Raw genomic sequence first — 965 nt, 5'->3', positions numbered from 1 at the left:
CCACAGCTCGGACTGTGCGGACAGCCGCTGTTCCTCGGGCAGCACGTCGGTGTCTTCCAACGTCTTCTGGCAGGTGGCCACGTCCTTTTCGCACTGCGCCACGTCCATGCCGATCACGCTCAGCGTTTCCTGCGAAGCGGCACTGAGCTTGCCTGAGGTCAGCACGTCGCCGCGCTTGTTGGCCAGGTATTCGGTCGGGGCCACCTGTTTCATGGTGACCATCGCGCAGCCGCTGGAGAGCAGCAGCGAGAGCACCACGGCCAGTATCGGCAACGCGCGGTGCGGCAACAGCTTCAATGCGGAACTCATGGAACGCTTCCCTGCCCTGTCCCCGGGACGCCCCGGCGGATCACCTGTGAAAAATCATCGTCTGCATGGCTCGCCCGCGCACGGTCGGTAATCCGGCCGCGTGCCTTCAGCATTTCGAACGGTACGCCCGGCGTGAGCACGCCCAGATCGCGCGCGTACTCGGCGAAGTAGCCCGAGGCCAGCAGCCGGTAATCCATCGGCAGGCCCGGCGCGATCTGCTTGGCCAGTTCGTACACGATGGTCGTGCAGTTGCTGGTCAACGTGTTGTAGAACGCCGGCGCGGCGTCGAGCTTGCGCGCCTCGCCAAGGTAGGAGACGAACAGGGCCTTGAGCTGCGCCTGGGTCATGCCGTGCAGGCGGTACAGATAGACGTCTTCGCCACGCGCGTTGGTACGCGTGCGCACGATGTCGGTTTCCTCCGAGGCGACCAGGGTCATCTCGAATTTGCGGAAGAACCCGCCCAGCGCGGAGAACGACTCGCCGCGTTCCTTGCGGATCTCCAGCGAGAACACCAGGTAGCGGCCATCATCGAAACCGAAGGAGATCAGCGTGTGCGCGATGGCCGGCCCCATCCAGTAGGACAGGATCAGATCGGCCGAGCGCAGCTGGTCCAGGTTGTACTCGCGGCGCACCCAGCGCGCGTCGTAGTCGGTCTC

2 protein-coding genes are annotated in these 965 nt (G+C 64.8%); both read right to left on the bottom strand.

Features of this window, described 5'->3' with window-relative positions; all coding sequences use genetic code 11:
• On the bottom strand, positions 1 to 309 hold a 309-nt coding region (locus AAE045_RS23255; protein WP_455549687.1), incomplete at its 3' end, for a hypothetical protein.
• The coding region (locus AAE045_RS23250) for an Lnb N-terminal periplasmic domain-containing protein (protein ID WP_455549686.1) at positions 306 to 965 on the bottom strand (660 nt) is incomplete at its 5' end. The genes AAE045_RS23255 and AAE045_RS23250, both read right to left, overlap by 4 nt.

This window comes from Dryocola clanedunensis (assembly GCF_038405435.1).
Taxonomy (GTDB): Bacteria; Pseudomonadota; Gammaproteobacteria; order Enterobacterales; family Enterobacteriaceae; genus Dryocola; species Dryocola clanedunensis_A.
Note: the sequence above shows the minus strand (reverse complement) of the source record. Positions and strands in the feature narration are given on the sequence as shown.